The 24391-nt window shown below is 64.6% G+C and carries 22 protein-coding genes and 1 pseudogene; 10 read left to right on the top strand and 13 right to left on the bottom strand.

Translation table 11 applies throughout. The features are described 5' to 3' along the window. Nucleotides 1–234 precede the first annotated feature (234 nt). A complete protein-coding gene (gene ftsY, locus PQR02_RS28990; RefSeq protein WP_408239567.1) occupies nt 235–1404 on the top strand; it encodes a signal recognition particle-docking protein FtsY in 1170 nt (389 codons plus the stop codon). 91 nt (nt 1405–1495) lie between these two features. Here ftsY and maiA read toward each other — a convergent pair whose 3' ends face one another. Together maiA and PQR02_RS28980 are read right to left on the bottom strand one after the other, a co-directional pair. Beyond that, the gene (gene maiA / locus PQR02_RS28985) at nt 1496–2140 is read right to left on the bottom strand and encodes a maleylacetoacetate isomerase (RefSeq protein ID WP_408239564.1); all 645 of its coding nucleotides are present in this window, start codon (nt 2138–2140) and stop codon (nt 1496–1498) included. A 29-nt stretch (nt 2141–2169) separates the two neighbouring features. Then, a complete protein-coding gene (locus PQR02_RS28980; protein WP_408239561.1) occupies nt 2170–2868 on the bottom strand; it encodes a fumarylacetoacetate hydrolase family protein in 699 nt (232 codons plus the stop codon). A 229-nt stretch (nt 2869–3097) separates the two neighbouring features. Between PQR02_RS28980 and ybiB the strand changes: the two genes are divergently transcribed. Then, on the top strand, nt 3098–4069 hold the full coding sequence (gene ybiB, locus PQR02_RS28975) for a DNA-binding protein YbiB (protein ID WP_408239558.1): 972 nt from the start codon (nt 3098–3100) through the stop codon (nt 4067–4069). Between the two features lies 1 nt (nt 4070). Beyond that, nucleotides 4071–4409, top strand: a pseudogene (locus PQR02_RS28970) (hydroxymethylglutaryl-CoA lyase-like TIM-barrel protein); the annotation flags it as partial. A 226-nt stretch (nt 4410–4635) separates the two neighbouring features. On the opposite strand, the gene PQR02_RS28965 reads toward PQR02_RS28970, so the two are convergent. Together PQR02_RS28965 and PQR02_RS28960 are read right to left on the bottom strand one after the other, a co-directional pair. After that, on the bottom strand, nt 4636–5019 hold the full coding sequence (locus tag PQR02_RS28965; protein ID WP_408239555.1) for a nuclear transport factor 2 family protein: 384 nt from the start codon (nt 5017–5019) through the stop codon (nt 4636–4638). A 43-nt stretch (nt 5020–5062) separates the two neighbouring features. After that, nucleotides 5063–5626, bottom strand: a complete 564-nt coding sequence (locus tag PQR02_RS28960) for an acyloxyacyl hydrolase (RefSeq protein ID WP_408239552.1) — start codon at nt 5624–5626, stop codon at nt 5063–5065. A gap of 361 nt (nt 5627–5987) precedes the next feature. Between PQR02_RS28960 and rpoH the strand changes: the two genes are divergently transcribed. The 5 genes from rpoH to cydX all read left to right on the top strand — a co-directional run bounded on the left by rpoH (nt 5988) and on the right by cydX (nt 10422). After that, nucleotides 5988–6923, top strand: a complete 936-nt coding sequence (rpoH, locus tag PQR02_RS28955; protein WP_149668501.1) for an RNA polymerase sigma factor RpoH — start codon at nt 5988–5990, stop codon at nt 6921–6923. Nucleotides 6924–7260: 337 nt separating this feature from the next. Further along, nucleotides 7261–7521 carry a cytochrome oxidase putative small subunit CydP gene (cydP, locus tag PQR02_RS28950; protein WP_408239548.1) on the top strand — a complete coding sequence of 87 codons (261 nt, stop codon included), beginning with the start codon at nt 7261–7263 and terminating at the stop codon, nt 7519–7521. Continuing rightward, the gene (locus PQR02_RS28945; protein WP_408239545.1) at nt 7511–9106 is read left to right on the top strand and encodes a cytochrome ubiquinol oxidase subunit I; all 1596 of its coding nucleotides are present in this window, start codon (nt 7511–7513) and stop codon (nt 9104–9106) included. The genes cydP and PQR02_RS28945 overlap by 11 nt, the downstream gene beginning before the upstream one ends. A gap of 34 nt (nt 9107–9140) precedes the next feature. Next, complete coding sequence (cydB, locus tag PQR02_RS28940) at nt 9141–10277, top strand: cytochrome d ubiquinol oxidase subunit II (RefSeq protein WP_408239542.1); 1137 nt, start codon at nt 9141–9143, stop codon at nt 10275–10277. A gap of 28 nt (nt 10278–10305) precedes the next feature. Next, nucleotides 10306–10422 carry a cytochrome bd-I oxidase subunit CydX gene (gene cydX, locus PQR02_RS28935; RefSeq protein WP_408239539.1) on the top strand — a complete coding sequence of 39 codons (117 nt, stop codon included), beginning with the start codon at nt 10306–10308 and terminating at the stop codon, nt 10420–10422. Nucleotides 10423–10577: 155 nt separating this feature from the next. Here cydX and nagE read toward each other — a convergent pair whose 3' ends face one another. The 5 genes from nagE to PQR02_RS28910 form a co-directional block, all read right to left on the bottom strand. Continuing rightward, nucleotides 10578–12362: an N-acetylglucosamine-specific PTS transporter subunit IIBC gene (gene nagE / locus PQR02_RS28930; protein WP_408239536.1), complete on the bottom strand. Its 1785-nt coding sequence runs from the start codon at nt 12360–12362 to the stop codon at nt 10578–10580. A 108-nt stretch (nt 12363–12470) separates the two neighbouring features. Next, complete coding sequence (gene ptsP / locus PQR02_RS28925; RefSeq protein ID WP_408239533.1) at nt 12471–15035, bottom strand: phosphoenolpyruvate--protein phosphotransferase; 2565 nt, start codon at nt 15033–15035, stop codon at nt 12471–12473. 38 nt (nt 15036–15073) lie between these two features. After that, complete coding sequence (locus PQR02_RS28920) at nt 15074–16081, bottom strand: SIS domain-containing protein (protein WP_408239592.1); 1008 nt, start codon at nt 16079–16081, stop codon at nt 15074–15076. Beyond that, the gene (gene nagA, locus PQR02_RS28915) at nt 16074–17177 is read right to left on the bottom strand and encodes an N-acetylglucosamine-6-phosphate deacetylase (protein WP_408239530.1); all 1104 of its coding nucleotides are present in this window, start codon (nt 17175–17177) and stop codon (nt 16074–16076) included. The genes PQR02_RS28920 and nagA overlap by 8 nt, the downstream gene beginning before the upstream one ends. Nucleotides 17178–17281: 104 nt before the next feature. Further along, nucleotides 17282–18016: a GntR family transcriptional regulator gene (locus tag PQR02_RS28910; protein ID WP_408239527.1), complete on the bottom strand. Its 735-nt coding sequence runs from the start codon at nt 18014–18016 to the stop codon at nt 17282–17284. 375 nt (nt 18017–18391) lie between these two features. Here PQR02_RS28910 and PQR02_RS28905 point away from each other — a divergent pair, with 375 nt between their 5' ends. After that, on the top strand, nt 18392–19318 hold the full coding sequence (locus PQR02_RS28905; protein ID WP_408239524.1) for a bifunctional helix-turn-helix transcriptional regulator/GNAT family N-acetyltransferase: 927 nt from the start codon (nt 18392–18394) through the stop codon (nt 19316–19318). 51 nt (nt 19319–19369) lie between these two features. Here the strand turns inward: PQR02_RS28905 and PQR02_RS28900 are convergent, their stop codons facing one another. Together PQR02_RS28900 and PQR02_RS28895 are read right to left on the bottom strand one after the other, a co-directional pair. Next, entirely contained in the window at nt 19370–20182 is an 813-nt protein-coding gene (locus PQR02_RS28900; protein WP_408239521.1) for a MetQ/NlpA family ABC transporter substrate-binding protein, read from the bottom strand. A gap of 206 nt (nt 20183–20388) precedes the next feature. Then, nucleotides 20389–22182, bottom strand: coding sequence for a methyl-accepting chemotaxis protein (locus tag PQR02_RS28895; protein WP_408239518.1), 1794 nt, complete (start codon nt 22180–22182; stop codon nt 20389–20391). A gap of 279 nt (nt 22183–22461) precedes the next feature. On the opposite strand from PQR02_RS28895, the gene PQR02_RS28890 reads away from it, so the two are divergent. After that, nucleotides 22462–22752, top strand: coding sequence for a YciI family protein (locus PQR02_RS28890; RefSeq protein WP_408239515.1), 291 nt, complete (start codon nt 22462–22464; stop codon nt 22750–22752). A 105-nt stretch (nt 22753–22857) separates the two neighbouring features. Here PQR02_RS28890 and PQR02_RS28885 read toward each other — a convergent pair whose 3' ends face one another. Together PQR02_RS28885 and cyoE are read right to left on the bottom strand one after the other, a co-directional pair. Next, entirely contained in the window at nt 22858–23475 is a 618-nt protein-coding gene (locus PQR02_RS28885; RefSeq protein ID WP_408239512.1) for an SCO family protein, read from the bottom strand. Nucleotides 23476–23479: 4 nt separating this feature from the next. Next, on the bottom strand, nt 23480–24385 hold the full coding sequence (gene cyoE / locus PQR02_RS28880; RefSeq protein ID WP_408239509.1) for a heme o synthase: 906 nt from the start codon (nt 24383–24385) through the stop codon (nt 23480–23482). Nucleotides 24386–24391: the final 6 nt, after the last annotated feature.

Raw genomic sequence — 24391 nt, 5'->3', positions numbered from 1 at the left:
CAGTGACGTTATCAAAGCGCCCGCGATGTCGATGCATACGGGCCGGAACGCCAACGTTACCACAGGGGTGGCGCGCGTCCAGCCTGGCCGATCGGCCGATACGACGGGCGGCGGCGCGCCTGATAAAATGTGCGGCTTCCAGCGCCTTGCATCCCGCATCGCAACGCTGCCTGCCGCTCCCGCCGGTTCCGTACCGGCCGCGTGCATCGGCGCGCGCTCTCACCACGCCAGATCATGTTCAGCTTTTTCAAACGATTCAAGGGTTCGAAAGAGTCCGATACCGCGCAAGACGAATCGCAGGCGGCGCCGGAAGGCGCGGCGGCTGAAGCCGTCGCACAGGCGCCTGTTGCACCTGTTCCGCCGCCGGCTCCGCGTCCGGTGCCGCCGGTCAGCATCGAAACGCCCCCGGCCGCCCCGTCCACGCTCGAGCCGCAGCCCGAGCCGGCGGAATCCGCGCTCGAAACCGTCGAGATCGTCCCGCCGCCCGTGCAGGACGCCGGCGCCAAGCGCTCGTGGCTGACGCGCCTGAAGACCGGCCTGTCGAAGACGAGTTCGAACCTGACTGGCATTTTCGTCGGCACGAAGATCGACGAGGATCTGTATGAAGAACTCGAAACCGCGCTGCTGATGTCGGACGCGGGCGTCGAGGCGACCGAATTCCTGCTCGAATCGTTGCACGAAAAAGTGCGCAGCGAGCGCCTCACCGATCCCCAGCAGGTCAAGGGCGCGCTGCGCACGCTGCTGGTCGATCTGCTCAAGCCGCTCGAAAAATCGCTGATGCTCGGCCGCGCGCAGCCGCTCGTGATGATGATCGCGGGCGTCAACGGTGCGGGCAAGACCACCAGCATCGGCAAGCTCGCCAAGCATCTGCAAAGTTTCGATCAATCGGTGCTGCTGGCCGCTGGTGACACGTTCCGCGCCGCCGCGCGCGAGCAACTGGCGATCTGGGGCCAGCGCAACAACGTGACCGTGGTGTCGCAGGAAAGCGGCGACCCGGCGGCCGTGATCTTCGACGCGGTCGGCGCCGCGCGCGCGCGCAAGATCGACGTGATGATGGCGGACACGGCCGGCCGTCTGCCGACCCAGCTGCATCTGATGGAAGAACTGCGCAAGGTGAAGCGCGTGATCGGCAAGGCGCACGACGGCGCGCCACACGAGGTGCTGCTGGTGATCGACGCGAACACCGGCCAGAACGCGCTCGCGCAAGTGAAGGCTTTCGACGACGCCCTCGGCCTCACCGGCCTGATCATCACCAAGCTCGACGGCACCGCGAAGGGCGGCATTCTCGCCGCGATCGCGCGGCAGCGTCCGATTCCGGTGTACTTCATCGGCGTGGGCGAGAAGGTCGAGGATTTGCAGCCGTTCAGCGCGGAAGAGTTTTCGGACGCGTTGCTGGGCGGTTGAACGCAGGCACGACATCAACTAGCGAGCCGAGCAAAAAGGGCACTCCGCGGAGTGCCCTTTTTTCATTCGCGACCGTCAAGCCAACGGCGCATCATTCCGCGTCAGGCTGCACGCCCGGCGCCGCTCGCGCAAACGCATCGTTCCGCATCGCGTGATCGTAGATGCGCTGGATCGTCGGAAACTTCGCCGTGTCGACCTTGAAGCGCTGCGCGTTGAACACTTGCGGAATCAGACATGCGTCGGCGAGCGTCGGCGTGTCGCCGAAACACAGCTTGCCGGTGCGCGCGTCGCCGGCCAGATGGGCTTCGAGCGTCGCGAAGCCCGCTTCGACCCAATGGCGATACCAAGCGTCCTTCGCGTCGTCGTCGACACGCAGCGTGTGCTTCAGATACTTCAGCACGCGCAGATTGTTCAGCGGATGGATCTCGCACGCGACCTGCAACGCCACCGACCGCACGTATGCCCGGGCGGCCGGCGCTTTGGGCAGCAACGGCGGCTCGGGATGCGTTTCCTCCAGGTACTCGATGATCGCAAGCGACTGCGCCATCGCCTCGTTGCCGTCGATCAGCGTCGGCACGACGCCGTCCACGTTGACCTTGCGATATTCGGGCTTGAGCTGCTCGCCGCCGCCGCGCACGAGGTGCACCGGGACGTAGTCGTATGGCAGATTCTTCAGGTTCAGCGCAATGCGCACCCGATAGGACGCCGAGCTCCGGAAATAGCTGTAGAGCTTCATGTTGTCTGTCTCCTCCGAGCCGCCGGCCATCAGACGACGCGCACGCTGAACTCGCCGAGTCCGTCGACGCCACCCCTCATCAGATCGCCCTGCACCACCGCGCCGACCCCTTCGGGCGTGCCGGTGAAAATCAGATCGCCGGGCTGCAATTCGAACAGCGTCGACAGATACGCGATCGTCTCGGCCACCGACCAGATCAGTTGCGACACGTCGGAGCGTTGCTTTTCCTCACCGTTCACCGACAACCAGATCGCGCCCTTGCCGACATGGCCGACCGTCGTTACCGGATGAATCGGGCCGAGCGGCGCCGAGTGATCGAAGCCCTTCGCGGTATCCCACGGACGCCCCATCTTCTTCGCTTCGGACTGCAGGTCGCGGCGCGTCATGTCGAGACCGAGCGCGTAGCCGTACACGTGGTCGAGCGCGCTTTCCGCCGGAATGTTCTTGCCGCCTTTGCCGATCGCGGCCACCAGCTCCATTTCGAAGTGGACGTTTTTCGACTGCGCCGGATACGGGAATTCGCCGGTCGCGCCAGGCGCGACGTACAGCACCGCATCGGCCGGCTTGGTGAAGAAGAACGGTGGCTCGCGATCGGGGTCGTGACCCATCTCGCGCGCGTGCGCTTCGTAGTTGCGTCCCACGCAGTAAATACGACGCACCGCAAACTGCTCGCTGGACCCTACAACCGGCACCGCAGCCTGCGGTGCGGGTGCAAATACGTAACTCATCCCGTTCTCCGTTGTTTGATTTGTGCCGCCGATGCGACGATAAAAGACCGAGTGTAACGCGCAGTCAGGCAAGCTGCGTGGCACTCCGGCACGCGCACGCAAGAGCGGGCGCGGGGGGGCGCGCCGTCTCGCCGGATCGCCATAGATGCGATACTCACACCGAGTAGCGTCCCCTGAATACCATGGCGAGCCGCCTGTCGCGGCACGCCGCTTCGCCCCAATACGCCCGATGACCGACTCCGCCGACACCGCCACCCCTTTCCCCTGCGCCCGCTTCATCAAGGAAATCGGCCGCGGCCCGCATGGCGCGCGCGCGCTGACTGCCGACGATACGCGCGCACTCTACAGCGCGATGCTCGACGGCCGCGTGGGCGAACTCGAACTCGGCGCGGTGCTGCTCGCGTATCGCGTGAAGGGCGAATCCGCCGACGAACTCGCCGCGATGCTGGCCGGCGCGCATGCGTCGTTCGAGCCGATCCATTTGCCGCATGGCGCTTTCCGGCCGGTGTCGATCCCCACCTACAACGGCGCGCGCAAGCAGCCGAATTTGGTGCCGCTGCTCGCGTTGCTGCTGGCGCGCGAAGGCGTGCCGGTGCTGCTGCACGGCGTCACCGAAGATCCGGGCCGCGTGACGAGCGCCGAAATCCTCACGCACCTGAAGATTCCGCACGCGCACTCGCACGCCGATATCGAAGACGGCCTCGCCGAGCGTCGTCTCGCGTTCGCGCCGATCGACGTGCTCGCGCCCAAGCTCGCGCGCCTTCTCGCGCTGCGCCGACGCATGGGCGTGCGCAATTCGACGCACACGCTCGTCAAGATCCTGCAGCCGTTCGCGCCCGCTGGGCTGCGCCTCGTGAACTATACGCATCCGCCGTATCGCGACAGTCTCACGCAGCTGTTCAATACGCATCCGGACGCGGCCGTGGGTGGCGCTCTGCTCGCGCGAGGCACCGAAGGGGAAGCGGTCGCGGATACGCGGCGTCAGGTGCAGGTGGACTGGCTGCATGACGGGGTGTGCGAAACGCGCGTCCCGCACCAGCGCTCGTCGCCGGATGCGCCGGAAGTCGACTTGCCCGAAGCGCGCGACGCTGTGACCACGGCCGGGTGGATCGACGCCGTGCTGCGCGGCGAAGCACCCGTGCCGAGCGCGCTCGAGCGGCAGGTCGAACTGATCGTGGACGTCGCGAAAATACCGGTGTGACGAGGCGGCGACACCGAATGTGTTCGCCGATCAGATCGAATGGATGGACCGCAATCTCGGCTATCGCGACAGCATCGTGCTGTCGGTGCATCCGCACAACGATCGCGGCACCGCGGTGGCCGCGGCGGAACTGGCGCTGCTGGCGGGCGCGGACCGGGTCGAAGGACGCCTGTTCGGCACTGGCGAGCGCACCGGCAATCTGGATCTCGTCATGCTCGCGTTGAATGTGGAGGCGCAGGGCGTCGATAGCGGCCTCGACTTCCCGGATATCGCGGCCGTCCGGCGCGTGGTCGAGCGCTGCAACCGGATTCCGGTGTATCCGCGGCATCCTTATGCGGGCTATGAGGCGATGCGAGCGGAAGAAGCGGCTGATGGCCCGGACCGCGCCGGGGCTCGGGACGGCGCAGCGGACGCAGCCAACAGCGGGGATCGTTCTGACTACATCCAAGGAGCGCTGCGGCGCGTCGCCGCTTGAGGTTGTTCAGCGAGGGCGCGTTACCTCGCGCGGTCATGCCGCCGGTGTCCTCACAAGGCGCGGCCGGCAAGACGAAGTGGGCTCAAAAAGCTCACTCGAGCGCGCACCGCGTGGCCTGCCACGCGATCAGGCGCCATTGACCGTCCTCCTGCGTGTGAATCGCCGTATAGGCAATCGGAAACAGCAGCGCGCCGTTATTCGCTTCCATTTCGATCAACGCGCGACCGGTGACGACACACGTCTCGCGTCCCACCGGCAGCACGTCCTGCGACTGCACCTCGATCTGCCTGTAGCGGCGGCGCCCGCCGGTGATCCCGTCGATGAACTGTCGCTTCGTTTCGCGTTTGCCATTCGTGTGGACATAGCTCACGTTGTCCGCGAGCAGCAGGTCGAGCGATTGGCCATCGCCGTCGACCATCGCACGAAAGCGCTCTCGCTCGAGCCCGCGAATCGCTTCGATCATCTTTGCCACCATTGCTCAGCCCCTCGCACCGGTGAGCCGAACATGGCCACGGCTGTCAGAAGTTATATTGCAAATATAGCTGGCTGAAATTTATACCAGGATTGGGCTCTTTGATACCGCCGTTGGAAATATGCTGGAAGCGGTAGCCGGCCAGATATTGCTGACGGTTGCCGAACTGCACGCCTACGCCGGCCGTTTCGGCGAACTGGAACGCATTGCCGAGGGTGAAGGTGGAAGAAATGCGCGGGCTCGTCAGCAGGCGGATGCCCGCGCCCAACTCGATGAAGGGCCGCATCGCTCCCGATCCCTTGATGAAGCGGATCATCGGTGTCACGCCGATTTCGCCGATGTCATTGTGCACGTCGCCTTCGTTGGTGTGCCACCAAGCCACGTGCGCTTCGCCGATCAGCGAGAAATGCCAGTCGCCGATCCGCCACCAAGTGAGATCGGACTCCCAAGCCACGCCGAGATCGAATTTTTTGACATGGCGATCGCCTGCACCGGCGGCCGCCTGCACGCCGAACTGGTCGGCCGAAGCTACTCGGCAAGCGGCACACGACAGCGCCGTCACCACGCATTTAAGAGCCAGCCCACGCAAGTCATTCTTTTTGTTGTTCATCCAAAACACTCGCATTCGACGAACGTTCAAATGACGCGTAACTGTTTTGCTCATTCTATAACCAATCGGATCGACAAATCGTATGACCAATAGATCTTCTTCGCAATTAATCACGTCATATTCAACAAAATCCGTCATTTATATGAGCGTACACGTTGCCTCTGGAGATTCCTGCGCGCTCTGCGCCGCAACTGCAACGCGCGTATAATGCCTATCAACATCTCAAATTCAATAGGATTTGCGGAACTCGGATGCCCCTACGCCCTCTAAGTATTAGCACTCAGGAAATCAGAGTGCTAACATCCATCGCAGGAGTCGTTTACTGAGTACGCTTTTGTCTGATTCCAAAGGAGTTTCCTACGTGAGCTATGCAATGACCCTTCCGAGTACTTTGAGCCCGTCGTCGGCTAAGGCCGCTTCGGCAGGTGCACTGGCGCTCTCGCATTCCTCGCTGCTGCCCGGTCAACTGGGCAATATCGACGCCTACATCCAGGCCGTTAATCGGATTCCGATGCTGACGCCGGCGGAAGAACGCCAGTTCGCCACCGAATTTCGCGAGCAGGACAATCTGGAGTCCGCGCGCCGTCTCGTCCTGTCGCATCTGCGGCTGGTCGTGTCGATCGCGCGCAACTATCTGGGTTACGGACTGCCGCACGCCGACCTGATCCAGGAAGGCAACATCGGCCTGATGAAGGCCGTAAAGCGCTTCGACCCGGCGCAAAACGTGCGCCTCGTGTCGTACGCCATGCACTGGATCAAGGCCGAGATCCACGAATACATCCTGCGCAACTGGCGGATGGTGAAAGTCGCCACCACCAAGGCGCAGCGCAAGCTGTTCTTCAACCTGCGCAGCCACAAGCAAGGGCTGGGCGCGTTCACGCCGGACGAGATCGAAGGTCTCGCCAAGGAGCTGAACGTGAAGCGCGAAGAAGTCGCCGAAATGGAAACGCGCCTGTCCGGCGGTGACATCGCACTGGAAGGCCAGGTCGAGGACGGCGAAGAGTCGTACGCGCCCATCGCTTATCTGGCCGACTCGCATAGCGAGCCGACCGCTGTGCTGGCGTCGCGTCAGCGGGACCGGCTGCAAAGCGACGGTATCGCCAATGCGCTGGAGGCGCTCGACGCCCGCAGCCGCCGCATCATCGAGGCACGCTGGCTGAAGGTGGAAGACGACGGTTCGGGCGGCTCGACACTGCACGAACTGGCCGACGAATTCGGCGTCTCCGCCGAACGTATCCGGCAAATCGAAGCGAGCGCAATGAAGAAGATGCGCGGCGCGTTGACCGAATATGCGTAAGGCCTGAAAGCCACCAAACCACCGGTTCGTCCGGCGCACTAGCCAGCACCAAGCCCCGCCCTCGCAAGACGGCGGGGCTTTTTTTGTCCGCCCGCCTGCACGCGCATTCGCGCCGCCCGCCTCCGTTCGAGAAGATGCATGCACACCATGCACTCCTTGACCTATAACAAGCTAGATAGCAATACTGGATAAACGCGGCGAGTTTCGCGACTCAATGCCGCAGTGTCAGATCAATGCGTGCGAGGATCCGCTCCTAAAATCGGGATGCAGTCGCCGGACCGCTCGAGCGGCCTGGATCCAGCCGGATCAACCGGTGTGAAGTCGCTTTCGACCGATCATGACCATAGCCCTCAATCGCAACAACTCTCTGCGGACTCGCTGGCGTCAGCGGTTCACCCGGTGGGTGCGCGGTCCGACAATGGAACGGGACGTCGCCATTGTCCTCGCCATCAAGTTCGTACTGCTGATGGCGCTCAAGTTCGCGTTTTTCAATCATCCGCAGGCGGAACACATGTCGATGCCGCCTGAACAAGTCGCACAGGCATTGTTGTCCGTGCCCGCCTCGCATCCGTCTCAAGGTGATCAACATGCCCGTTAGCGAAGTCGTAGAACTGTCGCGCCTCCAGTTCGCCATCACGGCGCTCTATCACTTTCTGTTCGTGCCGCTCACGCTTGGGCTGTCATGGCTGCTCGTCATCATGGAGTCCGTCTATGTAATGACCGGCAAGCAGATCTATAAAGACATGACCCAATTCTGGGGCAAGCTGTTCGGCATTAACTTTGCAATGGGCATCGCCACGGGCCTTACGCTGGAATTCCAGTTCGGCACCAACTGGGCGTACTACTCGCATTACGTCGGCGATATTTTCGGCGTGCCGCTCGCCGTTGAAGGGCTGATGGCGTTCTTCCTGGAGTCGACCTTTGTCGGTCTGTTCTTCTTCGGTTGGAATCGGCTTTCGAGAATCCAGCATCTGATCGTCACTTTCTTCGTCGCGCTTGGCTCGAATCTGTCGGCGCTATGGATTCTGGTCGCCAACGGCTGGATGAACAATCCGGTCGGCGCGACCTTCAACTATCAGACCATGCGGATGGAACTCGACAGCATCTTTTCCGTGCTGTTCAATCCGGTCGCGCAGGTGAAGTTCGTGCACACCGTGTCGGCCGGTTATGTGACGGCGGCGATGTTCGTGCTCGGCGTGTCGTCGTGGTATCTGCTGAAGCGCCGCGACACCGAGTTCGCGCTGCGCTCGTTCGCGATTGCCGCTGGTTTCGGTCTGGCGGCCACTTTGTGCGTGATCATACTCGGCGATGAATCGGGTTACACCACCGGCGAAGTTCAGCAAGTGAAGCTGGCTGCCATCGAATCCGAATGGGAAACCGCGCCCGCACCGGCACCGTTCACAATCTTTGGCATTCCGAACCAGAAGGAACAGCGCACGGATTACGCGATCCGCGTGCCGTACGCGCTCGGCATCATTGCAACGCGTTCACTCGACGAACCCGTGGTCGGCCTGAGAGATCTGATTGCGCGCAACGAAGACCGCATCAAGGAAGGCATGGTGGCCTACGCCGCGCTGCAAAAGCTGAAGCAGGGCGACGCCACCGACGAAGCCAAAGCCGCCTTCGAAGCCCACAAGGAGTTTCTCGGCTACGGTCTGCTGCTCAAGCCGTTCACCGCCAACGTCACCGACGCCACGCCGGATCAGATTGCTCAGGCGGCAGAACGAACCGTTCCGCCGGTCTTGCCGCTGTTCTTTTCGTTCCGCCTGATGGTCGGCCTCGGCCTGCTGTTCCTCGCCACTTTCGTGCTGGCGTTCTGGTTCTGCGCGCAACGCACGCTGCTGCTGGAGAAGCGCCGCTGGTTCCTGCGCTGGGCCGTGTGGGCGATTCCGTTGCCGTGGATTGCGGCTGAGTTCGGCTGGATCGTCGCTGAAATGGGTCGCCAACCGTGGAGTATCGCCGGCATTTTGCCGACCAACCTGGCCGCGTCGAATCTGACGACCCGCGATCTGTATCTGAGCATTGCCGGCTTCGTGCTGTTCTACACGGTGCTGTTCATCATCGAGATCCTGCTGATGTTCAAGTACGCACGGCTTGGCCCTTCGTCGCTGCACACGGGCCGCTATCACCATGAAACAAACCAGCCGCTGAATCAGCCGCTGCCGACCAACACGGCCGCCTGATTCGCCGCCACCGCGCTTCAAGGGAAAAATAATCATGGATTACGCAACCCTCAAATTGATCTGGTGGGCATTGATCGGCGTCCTGCTGATCGGCTTCGCCCTCACCGATGGATTCGACATGGGCGCAGCAATCCTGCTGCCCTTCATCGCGAAAACCGACGCCGAACGGCGCATTGTCGTGAACACGGTCGGCGCGACATGGGAAGGCAATCAGGTCTGGCTCGTCACCGCGGGCGGCGCGATGTTCGCCGCATGGCCGCTTGCGTATGCGGCGTCGTTCTCGGGCTTCTACTTCGCGATGTTGCTGGTGCTGTTCGCTCTGTTCTTCCGGCCGGTCGGGTTCGACTATCGCGGCAAGCGTGAGAACCCCCGCTGGCGCACGGCGTGGGACTGGGGCCTGTTCATCGGCGGCTTCGTGCCGGCGCTGGTGTTCGGCGTCGCGTTCGGCAACCTGCTGCAAGGCGTGCCGTTCTCGTTCGACACCGACCTGCGCGTCACGTATCACGGCGGTTTCTTCGGCCTGCTGAATCCGTTCGCAGTATTGTGCGGTCTCGTCAGCGTGTCGATGCTGACTGCGCACGGCGCGGCCTTCGTGAGAATCAAGTCGGATGGCGTCGTCGCCGAGCGCGCGTCGCGGGCGCTGCGCATCGCTTCGCTTTGCGCGGTCGTGCTGTTCCTGATTGCCGGCGCGCTGATTGCCACGATGATCGGCGGCTATCAGGTGGTGGACGGCCCGCCGCTCGACGCGGTCGCCAATCCGTTGATGAAAACCGTGATCGGCGCGCCCGGCTTGTGGCTCACCAACTACGCCGATTATCCGTGGATGGTGATCGCGCCCGTGGCCGGTCTGGTCGGCGGCGTGCTCGCCTTGTTGCTCGCGCGCTCGCGCTTCGAGAAGAGCGCGTTTCTGTCGACCGGATTGATGATCGTCGGCGTGATTCTGACGGCGGGCTTCTCAATGTTTCCGTTCATCATGCCGTCGTCGCTCGACGGCCGCAGCAGCCTGACCATGTGGGATGCGACGTCGAGCCGCATGACGCTGCAGATCATGCTGGTCGCCGTGATCATCTTCCTGCCGCTCATCCTGCTGTACACGGGCTGGGTGTATCGCGTGATGCGCGGCAAGGTGACCGCCGCGGCGCTCAAAGAAAATCACCATTCGATGTATTGATCGGCACGATGTTTAACGGGAGTTTGTGATGTGGTATTTCAGTTGGCTGCTCGGGATCGGCGTGGCGTTGGCGTTCGGCATCATCAACGTGATGTGGCTGGAATCGCGCAGACCGGTGGAAACGGCAAAGGCCGGGACGCGTTAGTGCAGCATGGACCGGCTGCGGGCCGGTAAACGTCAAAGCGGCACCTTGAACATTCAAGGTGCCGCTTTTTTATTGCCGCTGCCTATCGCGGCGGCTCTTGTCGCCACATTGCCGAACGCCAGTCAGCGCGGTGCGCTTGCCTGGCGCTGCTGGCGTTACGCCGGCAACGGGTTTGCACCGCCGGTTTGCGTCATGCGCGTCGCCAGCCTCGCGGCATAGCGCTGCGCGGCCTCGCCGACGACGATATGAAACGTGTCGGCCGAGACCCACGCCGTGTCGAGCGCGGTGAGACGTTGGCGATCGACCGCCGACGGATCGCGCACGACGACACGCAGACGCGTCGACGCCACCGCATCCAGCGACACCACGTTGCTTGCGCCGCCGAACACGGCGAGCCAGCGCAGCGGGTCCGGGTCGAGCGGACCGCCTTGCGCGTCCGTAGCGGCAGGCGCAGGGGCAGACGCCGCGGGCGCAGCCACAGCGGCAGGAGCAGCAATCGCGGCCTTCATCGCATCGCCACCACCCTGCGCGATCACCGTGCGCATCTCATCCGCGATGATGTCCGCTTCCGGTCCGATGATCACCTGCACGTTGGTCGCGCCGCGCTTGAGCACGCCGCGCGCGCCGATCGACTTCAGTTCGCTCTCGGAGACCTTGTTCGAATCGACCACCGACAGACGCAGACGCGTCGTGCATGCATCCACCACCGACAGATTCGACGCGCCGCCGAGCGCCGCGATATAGCGCTGTGCGCGCGGCACGGCGGCACCGGCTGCCGGCGACACGAAGCCGCCCGCCGCGAACGAGTCGACCTGCTCGTCGGCGGCAGCGGGTTCGCGGCCCGGCGTCGCCATGTTGAATTTGCGGATGAAGAAGCGGAACAGCCCGTAGTACACCACCGAGTACGCCAGACCGAGCGGAATCGCCCACCAGCCTTTGGTGGACAAGCCGTAGTTCAGCACGTAGTCGATCGCGCCTGCTGAGAACGTGAAGCCGAGGTGAATGCCGAGCGCCGAACAGATCGCGAGCGACAAGCCGGTCAACAGCGCATGGATCACATACAGCACCGGAGCGAGGAACATGAAGCTGAATTCGATCGGCTCGGTCACGCCCGTCAGGAACGAGGTCAGCGCCATCGAGAACAGCAGGCCGCCGACCACCGCGCGGCGCTCCTTCGGCGCTTCGTGGAACATCGCGAGACACGCGGCCGGCAGGCCGAACATCATCACCGGGAAGAAGCCCGTCATGAACGTGCCCGCGGTCGGGTCGCCCGCGAAGAAGCGATGCAGGTCGCCCGTCACGGCGGCGCCGCCTGGCGGCGTGAAGTTGCCGAACACGAACCACGTCAGCGAATTGAGGATGTGATGCAAGCCCGTCACGAGCAGCAGTCGGTTCAGCACGCCGAAGACGAATGCGCCGAACGCGCCCGCGGTGGTCAGCCAGTGGCCGGCCGTATCGATCACGGCCTGCACCGGCTGCCACACGTAGCCGAACGCAATGCCGAGCGCGAGACAGACCACCCCCGTGGCAATCGGCACGAAGCGTTTCCCTCCGAAGAACGCGAGGTAATCGGGCAGCTTGATGTCCTTGTACCGGTTGTACAGCAAGCCCGCGGCGATACCCGCCACGATCCCGGACAACACGCCCATGTTGAGCTTGTCGTTGATGTCCTTCATCACCGCGATCTGGACCAGATAACCGATCGCACCCGCAAGCCCCGCGACGCCGTTGTTGTCCTTCGCGAAACCCACCGCCACGCCGATCGCGAACAGCAGCGGCAGGTTGTCGAAGATCGCGCCGCCGGCGTCGGCGATCATCTTGATGTTGAACACATCGGGCTGACCCAGGCGCAGCAGCAAGCCGGCGACCGGCAGCACCGCGATAGGCAGCATCAGCGCGCGTCCCAGGCGCTGAATCTTCAGAAACGGATTCCCATCCATTGATATCTCCAATCCTTGTCTCGTGGTCGAACTTCGTCGTGAGTTTTGTTGCGAGTTTTACCGCTATAAGTAACGACTGTGCGAAGCTGGTTACGGAACGTGTGGGGTTCAGTCCAGAGGCCAGGTTTCGCGGCTTGCTGCTCTTACCGCCTGTGCCGATTCGAGCGCCAGGGCATCCTGGGCGCGTTGACGGCACAGCTGATAATCGAGGTTGCGCACGCGCGCCTTGATGCCCGGCACCGACCCCGGGTCCACCGACAGCTCGGTCACGCCGAGGCCGACGAGCAGCGGCATCGCGAGCGGATCGCCCGCCAGCGCGCCGCACACGCCGACCCATTTGCCATGCTTGTCCGCGCCTTGCACGGCGGCCGCGATCAGGCGCAATACAGCCGGATGCAAGCCGTCGGCTTGCGCGGCGAGATCGGCCTGGCAGCGGTCCATCGCGAGCGTGTACTGCGTCAGATCGTTGGTGCCGATCGACAGGAAGTCCGCGTGCTGGGCCAATTGATCGGCCAGCAGCGCCGCCGACGGCACTTCGATCATCACGCCGACTTCGATCGGTTCCGTGCGGCCCGCTTCGCGCGCCAATTCGTCGATACGCTTGCGGATGCGGTTCAATTCGCCGACATCGGTGACCATCGGCAGCAGGATGCGCACGGCGCCGAGCGGCTGCACGGCGAGCAGGCCGCGCAACTGATCGTCGAGCAGATCCGGGCGCACCTGAGCGAGGCGAATGCCGCGCAGGCCGAGCGCCGGATTCGGTTCGGGCGGCAGCGTCAGATAGTCGACCTCCTTGTCCGCGCCGACATCCAGCGTGCGGATGATCGCGGTGCGGCCGCGCAATGCATCGACAATCGACTGGTAGCTCTGCCGATGTTCGTCGGTGCTCGGCGCAGCGGCGCGATGGATGAACAGCAGCTCGGTGCGCAACAGGCCGACCGCATCGGCGCCGTTGTCGACGGCGGCTTTCGCGTCGTCGAGCGTGGCGATGTTCGCCGCCACTTCGATCGCGCGGCCGTCGGACGTCACCGCGGCCTGCTGCGACGTGCGGCGATTCGCTTCGCGCACATCGGCGAGGCGGCTGCGCTCCAGACGCGCACGTTCGACGTCGAGTTCGGTCGGCGCGAATTCGAGGCGGCCGGTGCTGGCGTTCACCACCACTTGCGTGCCTTGAGGAATCGCATGCAACGCGTCGCCGACCGCGACCAGCGCGGGAATGCCCGCTTGCCGCGCGAGGATTGCCGCGTGCGAGGTCGCGCCGCCGCGTGCCATCACCAGTGCGGTGACGCGCGAGCGATCCAGCGACGACAGGTCGGACGGCGTGAATTCTTCGGCCGCGAGCACGGCTTCTTCCGGCAGCGTGCGCGCCGCCGCGTTCGTATAACCGAGCGCGCGCAGCACGCGCTTTTCGATATCGCGCAGATCGGCCGCACGTTCAGCGAGCAGAGCGTCTTCAATATTGCTCAGGATTCCGATCTGTGCGCGGATCGCTTCGCGCCACGCAAAGCCGGCGCTCTTGCCGAGACTGATCAGATCGCGTGCGGCGTCGAGCAGCGTGGGATCTTCCAGCAGCACGCGATGCACCGCGAAAATCCCCGCTTCGCCGACCGCGCCGCGTTGCGACGCGTCGCGCACGGTCGTGTCGAGGTCGGCATCGACGGTGGCGATCGCCTTGTCGAGCAAGCGGCTCTCCGCAGCGGACGTGCCGTTCGCCGGTTCCGGCGGATCGATGTCCGCGTCGTCCCAGCGCACCAGCTTGCCGACCGCGATGCCCGGCGCCGCGCAGACGCCCGCGAGCGTATTCGGCGCGAGTGCTTCGCCCGCCGGACGCGGCACCGCTTGCGGCGCAGGCGAGCTTTGACGCGCCGGTTTCTCTTCGACTTCGCCGCGCGCCTCGCGCGTCAGTTCGTTGGCGACCGCGTCGACCGCGGCTTTGGCTTGTGGGCCGACGCCGAGCAACTCGACGTTCGCGCCTTCGCCTGCGCCGAGACCGAGCAGACCGACCACGCTTTCGATCGCCGCCTTGCGCCCCTCATAACGCACCTCGACACGCGCATCGAAACCGCGTGCCGCTTCGCGGGCACGCGCGGCGGGCCGCGCATGCAAACCGCCCGCGTGAACCAGCTTGACCTGCACACGGGCCTCCTCCGTCACGTTCGTCGCGCTCGCGTGGCGCGCCGCGTCGGCTGCCGCGCCGTCGCGGGCGCGCAGCACCAGGAGCGGTGTTTCACCCGCCTTCAGCAGGCCGCGTTGCACACGCTCGACGATCTCGAACGCGTCCGAATTGGCAATCGCGATCACCGACACCAGGCTCGGCGCATTCAACGCGACCTGGTCCTGATCGAACTCGATCAGCACGTCGCCGGCATGCACTTGCGCGCCTTGCTCGACCATCGGCGCAAAACCTTTGCCGTTCAGCTCGACCGTGTCGATACCGATGTGCAGCAAAATCTCCGCGCCTTCGGCGCTCGCGAGCGTAACCGCATGACCGGTGCGCGCGAGATGGGTGACGGTGCCGTCGCATGGCGCGACGAGCCGCCCGTCCAGCGGATCGATGCCGATGCCGTCGCCGAACATGCCGCCCGAAAACACCGGGTCGGGCACGTTCGCGAGCGGCACGACCGGACCGGTCAGCGGCGCGAGCAAAACAATGTGGCCTTCGGAATAGCTCATCAAGCGGGACTCCTCGACACGTCGCATCTGATTTCTCTTCAGTGAGTTTCGGTGACTTTGTTGAGATGGCGCGGCGCATCGGGATTGCGCCCGCGCGCGGCGGCAAGGCCGGCGGCCATCACGTAAAAGGACAGGATGGCGGCGATCGGATCGAGCGCCGCGTGAGCGGTGGCGGCCAGCGGCAAAGTGGCCTCGGCCACGTCGTCCGGCGCGGCGAGCAGCACGCGCGCGCCGCGCGCGCGCATGTCGTGCGCGAGTTGCAGCAGACCGGCCTGTTCGGGGCCGCGCGGCGCGAACACCAGCAGCGGGTAGTCGCGGTCGATCAGTTCCATCGGACCGTGACGCACTTCCGCGCTTGAAAACGCTTCGGCCTGAATGCCGGAAGTTTCCTTGAGCTTGAGCGCGGCTTCCTGCGCGATCGCGAGACCCAGACCGCGGCCAATCACGATCATGCGCTCGATGCCGCGCAGTTCGTCCACGGCCTTCGACCAGTCGAGCTTGCCTGCGGTTTGCAAAGCATCGGGCAGCGTGTGCAACGCGCCGAGCAGTTCGGCATCGTTCTGCCAATGCGCGACCAGTTGCGCGGAAATCGACAGCATCGCGATATAGCTCTTGGTGGCCGCGACGCTCAGTTCCGGGCCGGCGACGAGCGGCAGTTGCCATTCGCACGCATCGGCCAACGGCGAGTTCGGCGCGTTCACGGCGGCAACGGTCAACGCGCCCGCGTGGCGCAATGCCGCCATCGTGCCGACCAGGTCCGGGCTCTTGCCCGATTGCGAGAACGCCAGCGCAAGCTGATCGCGCACCTGCAGCGGCGCCTGTTGCAGCGTCGCGACCGACATCGGCAGCGACGCGACTGGCACGCCGAGGCGGCTCATTGTCAGGCTGGCGAAGTAACTCGCCGCATGGTCCGAGCTGCCGCGCGCGACGGTCAGCGCGACGTGGCGCGGCTGTTGCGCGAGCTTCGCCGCGAGGGCCGCGACGCGCGAGGTGTCCGTGAGTTGCGCGGCGACCGTTTCAGCGGAGGCCAGCGCCTCTTTAAGCATAATCGACAATTGCTTCTCCTTCGACGTAAGTCGCGGTCAACGCCAGTTCGCGATCAAACACGACCATATCGGCCCACGCGCCGCGCGCGATCCGGCCGCGGTCCTCGAGACCGAGATAGTCGGCGGCGTAGCGCGACAGACGGTTTGATACATCGGCGATCGGCAGGCCGATCGAGACGAGATTGCGCAGCGCCTGATCCATCGTCAGGGTGCTGCCGGCGAGCGTGCCGTCGGCGAGACGCACGCCGCCCAGGCACTTCGTCACGTGCTGGCTGCCGAGGCGGTATTCGCCGTCCGGCATGCCGGTCGCCGAGGTGCTGTCCGTCACCACGTACAGGCGCGGAATCGCGCGCAAAGCGGCGCGGATCGCGCCCGGATGAACGTGCAGCAAGTCGGGAATGATTTCGGCGAACTCGGCATGCGCGAGCGCCGCGCCGACCAGCCCGGGATTGCGGTGATGCAGCGGCGACATCGCGTTGAACAGATGGGTGAAACCGCACGCGCCGTGCTTGAGCGCGGCGACCGCGTCGTCGTAGGTGCCGAGCGAATGGCCGAGCTGCACGCGTACGCCGCGCGCCGCCATCGCGGAGATGATCTCCATATGGCCGGCGATTTCCGGCGCCAGTGTGACCACGCGGATCGGCGCGATCGACAGATACTTCAGCACTTCGTCCATCACCGCCGAGACCGCCGCGTCCGGTTGCGCGCCGAGCTTGCCGGGGTTGATGTACGGCCCTTCCAGGTGCACGCCGAGCACGCGCGCGCCGCCCGGCGTGCGCACCTTGGCGTTCTTGCCCAGCCCGGCGACCACGTTCATCAGTTCGTCGCGCGGCGCGGTCATCGTGGTGGCGAGCAGGCTGGTCGTGCCGTAGCGCGCATGCGTGCGGGCGATGACTTCGATCGCGTCGCCGGCTTCCATCACGTCGGAGCCGCCGCCGCCATGCACGTGCAGATCGATGAAGCCGGGCAGGATGTACGGCGCGTCGTTGCTCGACGGATCGACGCGTTCGCCGGTGAGCGCCGTGATACGGCCGTTTTCGTGTTCGAGCGTGCCGTGAATCCACCCATCGGTGGTGAGTATGTTTCCGGTCAGCATGAGTCTCTCTGATAAGACGTGATACGGGTGTGACTGAATCGCGCTCGCGGCGCCGCTTCTGCCCTCTGTGTTGGCTGGCCGCGCGGCGAGGCCTGGCTCATCATTCAGGTGCGCAGTTCAGCGACGAAGTCGTAGTAGCCGTCGCGGCAATAGGTGTCGGTCAGCTCGATTGCGCGCTGGTCGGCGCTATAGCCGATACGGGTAATGACCAGCAGCGCCGTGCGCGGTTCGAGGTCCATTAGCGAGGCGATCTCGCTCGACGCGTTGACCGCGCGGAAGTGCTGCAATGCACGCACGACGGCGGCGCCGCGTTGCTCCAGATAGCTGTAAAGCGATACGCCGATTGCCTGCGGGTCCGGCACGATTGCCGCCGGCAGCGCCGATTGCTCGACCGCCATGACGATGCCGTCCGCGCGCCGCAGCCGGCGCAGACTCGCGACCGCCGCGCCCGGCGAGAGCCCGAGGTGGACCAGTTCGTCGCGGTTGGCGGCGCGGGTGGCGCGCTCCAGCCACACCGAATCCGGCCGGAAACCGCGCTGCTGCATCTTCTTCGTGAAACCGGTGAGTCGCGACAGCGGATCTTCGACGCGCGGCGTGATGAAGCTGCCCGCGCCGCGCGCGCGCCGGATCAAGCCCTGCTCGACCAGCAGTTCGATCGCCTTGCGCGCGGTGATGCGCGACACGCCGATCGCATCCGACAGCGTGCGCTCCGACGGCAGCGCTTCGCCGGCCGACCACACGCCGCAATGGATCGCCGTCGCCAGATTGCGCGCGAGCTGCAAATAGAGCGGCGTGACGTTGCGGGCGTCAGGCATCAGTGCGGACCAGCGAGTTTCCATGGGGCTCCGGCGGCCGTCGCGAGAGGTCGGCCTACGAGAAATGAGAGCCCATTATATAACCAACATAATACCAGTCAACCGAGTGGTTCCATGCTGGTATGACGAGACGCAAAGCCTTGCGGGATAAGGCTCGCGAGGATGTGAAGGGGCGGCGCGGATGGTTTTTTCGCGCTAAGGATTTACCCGTATTGGGCTGCCTGGAGAGTACCGTCGCGTATCGCAGTGCTGCTCCTGGCGACCACCCGGGGGCCTCCGCAAACGTACCGTTTTCATATTAGTTAGCTAAGGTGCTTGCCGGCGTGGCTTTGTTATCCCCAGGCGTTCCAATATAGTGCCGGATACCAAGTCCTAAAAACTCCCCCGGGGGACCAGCATTTGACTGATTCCGAGGCGCTGCGACGCGCTCAGGCCGTCCGCCATTTCAACCGTTTCTACGTGCAGCACATTGGCGCGCTGCATGAGCATCTGGCGAAGAGCGCGTTCTCGCTGACCGAAGTGCGCGTGCTGCACGAACTCTCCCGCGCACGTGCGCAAACGGCCTCGGCGCTGAGCCGGATCCTCGGTCTCGACAGCGGCTATCTGAGCCGCCTGCTGACCAGTTTCGAACGGCGCGACCTGATCACGCGCCGGCCGTCCGACTGGGACGCGCGCCAGTCGCTGATCGCCCTCACCGCCGCTGGTCACGCGGCCTATGAGCCGCTCGATACCGCCGCCATCGATGAAGTGCTGGCCTTGCTCGGCGGCCTCAGCGCGCTTTCCCAGGAACAGCTGATCGCCGCGATGAAGCTGATCGAGCGGTTGCTCGGCGACACGCCGAACCACGAACTCGTGATACTGCGCGAGCCGCGCGCCGGCGAGTGTGGCTGGCTCGTGCATCGGCAGGCACAGTGGTTCGCCGCGGAATACGGCTGGGATCGGTCGTTCGAGGGATTGCTGGCGCGCGTCGTCGCCGACTACACGCAGCGCAACGATGCGCTGCGCGAGATGTGCTGGGTCGCGGAACAGGACGGCATGGTGGTGGGTTCGGCGTGCATCGTCGGGGTATCGACGACGGTGGCGGGGGTGCGCCTGCTGTGGGTCGAGCCGGACATGCAGCGCCTCGGCATCGGCACGCAATTGCTCACCGAATGCGTGCGGTTCGCGCGGCGCGCGGGCTATACGAAGCTCACGCTGACGACCGCCAGCACGCTCGCGCAACCGCGGCGGCTCTGCGAACGCGCCGGCTTCAGGCTTGGCGGCACGGCGGCCGCGCGCCGCTTCGGCCAGGATCTGACGATAGAAAGATGGGAACTGGAGTTGTAGCGGCAGGCGCGGCGTCCATGGGACCGTCCGCGCCTGGCTGGCATCCGTCGCTTAGAACGACGGCACCATCGAACCCTTGAACTGGGTCTTGATGAACTGGCGCACGTCTTCCGACTGGTAAGCCGCGACCAGCTTCTTGACCCACGGTTTGTCCTTGTCCTGTGCGCGCACGGCGATCAGGTTCGCGTACGGGCTGTGGATGTCTTCCAGCGCGATGGCGTCCCTGGTCGGCTGCAGGCCGGCGGCCAGCGCGAAGTTCGTGTTGATCACGGCGGCGTCGACATCCGACAGCGAACGCGGCAGTTGCGCGGCGTCGAGTTCGACGAACTTGATCTTCTTCGGATTCTCGGCGATGTCGAGCGGCGTGGCGTTATTGCCGCCGGTGCCCGCGCCCGCCTTCAGCTTGATCAGGCCTTGCGCCTGCAGCAGCAACAGCGCGCGGTTTTCGTTCGACGGATCGTTCGGCACCGCGACCTTCGCACCCTGCGGCAGATCCTTCAGCGACTTCAGCTTCTTCGAGTAGACGCCGAGCGGCGAGATGTACGTCAGGCCGGCATTGACGAGCTTGTAGCCGCGCTGCTTGATCTGGCTATCGAGGTACGGCTGGTGCTGGAAGCTGTTCGCGTCGAGGTCGCCTGCGTCGAGGGCGGCGTTCGGCTGCACGTAGTCGTTGAATTCGACGACCTTCACGTTCAGGCCTTCACGTTTCGCCACTTTCGTGACGACTTCCCAGATTTGCGCATCCGGGCCGCCGATGGTGCCGACCTTGATGACTTTGTCGTCGGCGTGCGCGCCGATGCTGGTCAGGATCGCCGCGCCAGCGACCACTGCGGAGAGGGCTTTGAGGATGTTTCTGCGCTGCATGTAATTCTCGCTGTTTCTACGTCAATTCTCTGATCGGTGTCAGATCCGGGGAGCCGGCTGCGGCACACGCAGATGCGCGTGCGCCGCCAACTGGATCGTAAATGGTCTCATATGCGCAGCGGGATGGGAAATACCGCGATCGCATATGGATATGCGTATGAAACGGCGCGGGACCGCGTGCGGGACTACCGCGGTCGGCAGGGAGGTTAGAAGGTGGTCCAGTCGCTGTCGGCGGCAATAAGCGTGGCTGTCGCGCGGGCGGACCTTGTCGCGTCGGCAGGGGTGCGCGCCGACACGGCCCTCGGGCTCGTCGATGCCGCCCCAGGCGCAGGCACCTTCGGTTCGGTGCGTGCCGCGGCTTTGGCCAGAGTCGCCGCGCCACTCTCCCGTGATGCGGCCGGCTGCGCCGCCGGTGCTTGGCGCGCCGTTCCGGCAACAGCGCCCTCGCTCGCGGTTGCCGCGCCATTCACGCGAAACGCGCTCACCGTGTCGCGCAACCGCCCGGCCTGATCCTGCAGCGAAGCCGCCGCGGCCGCCGCCTGCTCGACTAGCGCGGCGTTCTGCTGCGTCACTTCGTCCATCTGCGAGACGGCGCGGCCCACCTGCGAGATGCCGCTGCTCTGCTCCTCCGACGCCGCCGCGATCTCGCCCATGATGTCGGTGACGCGCTGCACCGCCTGCAGGATCTCGCCCATCGTCGCGCCGGCCTGCTGGACCAGCGTCGAACCATTGTGCACGCGCTCGACCGACGCGCTGATCAACAGCTTGATCTCCTTGGCCGCCGTCGCCGAACGCTGCGCGAGGCTGCGCACTTCGCCCGCGACGACCGCGAAACCGCGCCCCTGCTCGCCGGCGCGGGCGGCTTCCACCGCCGCGTTCAGCGCAAGAATATTGGTCTGGAACGCGATCCCTTCGATCACGCCGATGATGTCCGCGATCTGCCGCGAGCTATCGTTGATCTCCCCCATCGTGCCGATCACGCGGCTCACCACGTCGTTGCCGCGGGTCGCGATTTCGGACGCGTTGTGCGCGAGCCCGCTCGCCTGACGCGCGTTGTCGGCGTTCTGCTTGACGGTCGCGGTCAGCTCTTCCATGCTCGCCGCGGTCTCCTGCAGCGACGCCGCCTGCTGCTCAGTACGTTGCGACAGATCGCCATTGCCGGCGGCAATCTGCTGGGTCGCCGACGCGATCGATTCCGCCGAACGCCGGATTTCGCCGATCGTGCGCTGCAAACGGTTCTGCATTTCATGCATCGCGGCCATCATGCTGGTCGTGTCCTGCGGACGCACCTCGACCGCTTGCGTCAGATCACCCTGCGCGATGCTGGCCGCGAGCCGCGCCGCCTGATCCGGCTCGCCGCCGAGACTCGCGCGCACGTTGCGGATGATCAGCACCATCGCCAGCGAAATGACCGCGCCGATCACCAGCACGACGACGAGGTGGCCGAGCAGCGTTTCGTAGTACGCCGTGTCGATGTCCTTGATGAACACGCCGCTCGTGATATTCCAGTCCCACGGCGCGAAACGCACCACGTAGCTGATCTTCGGCACCGCCGTTTCGCTGTGCGGCAGACGTCCCCGATATTCCGCGAAACCGCGTCCGCTCGCCTTGGCCGCGTCGACGATCGCCACGTACAGCAGCTTGCCGTCCGGATCCTTGAAATCCCCGACCGGCTTGCCGGCCATTTGCGGCAGCGTCGGATGCATCAGCACGACCGGCTTCGAATCCATCACGAACAGGTAACCGGACTCGCCGTAGCGCATCGTGGCAAGCCGTGCGAGCGCTTCGCGCTGCGCGTCGGCCTCGCTCATCTTGCCGCCCTGCGACAGCGCGTAGTAGCCGCTCACGACGCCCTGCGCCGCCTCGACGAGGTTCACCATGCCCGCCTTGCGCTCGGCCAGCATCGTGCTGCGCGTTTCGACCGCGCTCCACAGCCCGACGCCAAGCAGCCCCAGCCATACAAGCGCGAGCGACAGCCACAGTTTGCGATTCAAACTCATCCTGCTCATTGTTGTGGTCTCTCTCGTGTGATCCGTGTTCAGTTTGCGGCGCGAACCTGCGGCGTCGCGATCGGCGCAAACGATTGCCCTAGGTATATCGGCACGGCGCGAGATCAACTTGAGAAGGGCGGCAAGGAAACGGGCTGCGTTGCACGGCGGCGGCACGCGTTAGTCCTGATCGCGCGCAACAAATCGTCCGCTGACTGATGATTCAAGGCCGTGGCCGTGCATACGAATGTGAAGTGCGCGCGGCCCATTCCATTGCCTGCGAGAACGTACATGTACGTGATCAACCTTATCTACACTGCATCGCTCGAACGTATCGACGACGCACTGGACGAGCATCGCGCGTTTCTGGCGAAGCAGTTCGAAGCGGGCGTGTTCGTGGCGGCCGGTCCGAAAGTGCCGCGCGACGGCGGCATCATTCTGGCGGTGCGCATCGAGCGCGAAAAGCTGGACCAGATCCTCGATAGCGATCCGTTCGCGCAGCAGCAGCTCGCGCGTTACGAAGTGACGGAGTTCAAGACGACGCGTCTCGAGCCCGGGTTGAATTTGCCGATGCCGGATTGAGGGCTGGTCGGGCCGGGTTGGGCCTGGTTGGAAGTTGATTAAAGCGAGGGGATGTGAAAATGGGCGCGTGCTCAGGTCACGCGCCCATCTCTATTCTGCCGCGTATCAGTCGAGCAGCAACTTGATATCGTGCACCCACGGCGTGGCGCCCTGGCCGTCACGCGCGAACAGACGCAGCTTGCCTTGCGTGTCGAACACATAGCTCGCCGCCGTGTGATCCATCGTGTAGCTATCGGGCGTCTTGCCCGGCACCTTCGCGTAGTAAACGCGGAAGTCTTTCGCGACCTTCGCGAGTTGAGCGTCATCGGCCGGACGCAAGCCGACGAAGGTCGGATTGAAAGCGGGCACGTATTGCGCAAGCAAAGTCGGCGTGTCGCGCTCGGGATCGACGGTGACGAACAGCACCTGCACGCGCTTCGCGTCCTCCGGCCCGAGTTGCTGCAACGCCTGCGAAAGCTCCGCCATCGTGGTCGGACAAACATCCGGGCAATGCGTGTAGCCGAAGAACAGCACCACGACTTTGCCCTTGTAATCCGCCATCGTGCGGATTTTTCCGGACGTATCGGGCAGCGAGAAGTCGCTCGCGAATTGGGTATTGCCGGTGATGTCGAGATTCTGGAACGCGGGCGGCTGCTTGCCGCAGCCCGCCGCCAGCACCGCGCCGCCCAGCGCGCAAGCAATCACAGCAGCACGCGCCGTGCGCGCGAAGCGGTTGTTGAACATGGTGTTACGCGCCGATCAGGACGCGCGCATAGTGGTCGATCAGCAGCGCGGCGAACAGCAGCGACAGATACACGATCGAGTAACGGAAGGTTCTGCGCGCCAGATCATCTGAGTACTCCCGATAGATCTTCCACGCATACCCGAGAAACACGGCACCCAGCAGCACGGCGGCCGCGAGATAAACCACGCCGCTCATGCCGGAGATGAACGGCATCAGCGTGACCGCGAACAGGATGACCGTGTACAGCAGGATATGCAGACGCGTGTACTTCTCGCCGTGCGTGTTCGGCAGCATCGGCAGACCGGCGTTTTCGTAGTCTTTGCGGCGATACAGCGCGAGCGCCCAGAAATGCGGCGGCGTCCACACGAAGATGATCAGCACCAGAATCCAGGCGTCACCCGGCACGTGCCCGGTGACCGCGGCCCAGCCTAGCGCCGGCGGCATTGCGCCCGACGCGCCGCCGATCACGATGTTCTGCGGCGTGGCCGGCTTGAGCAGCAGCGTATAGATGACCGCATAGCCGACGAAGGTGGCCACCGTCAGCCACATGGTCAGCGGGTTGGCGAACGTGTAAAGCGTCCACATGCCGAGGCCGCCGAGCACCGCCGAAAACAGCAGAATCTGCGCGGTGGTGATCTCGCCGCGAGCGGACGGCCGCCACGAAGTGCGGCGCATTTTCGCGTCGATTTTCTGTTCGACGAGGCAATTGATGGCGAATGCCGCACCGGCCAGCAGCCAGATGCCGACGGTGCCGCCGATCAGCACCGTCCACGGCACCATGCCGGGCGTCGACAGGAACATACCGATGACGGCGCAGAACACGGCGAGTTGCGTGACGCGCGGCTTCGTCAGGGCGATGTACTGGGAGACCCGGCTACCGGGTGTTTGGGAGAGTGTTGTGCTGTCCATGTGGAG

Origin of the sequence: Paraburkholderia sediminicola (assembly GCF_046026895.1) — a bacterium.
GTDB classification, from domain to species: domain Bacteria; phylum Pseudomonadota; class Gammaproteobacteria; order Burkholderiales; family Burkholderiaceae; genus Paraburkholderia; species Paraburkholderia sediminicola_C.
The sequence above is the reverse complement of the archived record's forward strand: the minus strand, read 5'-3'. Positions and strand labels throughout refer to the sequence as shown.